The organism is Psychrobacter sp. TB55-MNA-CIBAN-0194 (genome assembly GCF_040309505.1).
GTDB lineage: Bacteria > Pseudomonadota > Gammaproteobacteria > Pseudomonadales > Moraxellaceae > Psychrobacter > Psychrobacter fozii.
In genome coordinates, this window is sequence record NZ_JBEOOW010000823.1 from 1 (window position 1) to 234 (window position 234).

Here is a 234-nt window from a genome sequence, read left to right on the forward strand (position 1 = left end):
GTGCACCGCGGCGCACGCCGCGCCACAACATGCGCTGACCCTCTACAACGAGCCCCCCAAGTACCCCGCCGACTTCAAGCATTTTGACTACGTAAACCCCGACGCCCCCAAGGGCGGCACCTTCCGCGAATCGGCCATGGGCGGCTTCGACAGCCTCAACCCCTACATCAGCAAGGGCGTGCCAGCGGACAACCTGCCGCTGATCTACGACACCCTGGCCACGCAGAGCCTGGA

The 234-nt window shown here is 65.4% G+C and carries 1 pseudogene; it reads left to right on the plus strand.

Going from position 1 to position 234, the window contains the following annotated elements:
* Positions 1-234: pseudogene (locus AAEY75_RS17210) on the plus strand (hypothetical protein); the annotation flags it as partial.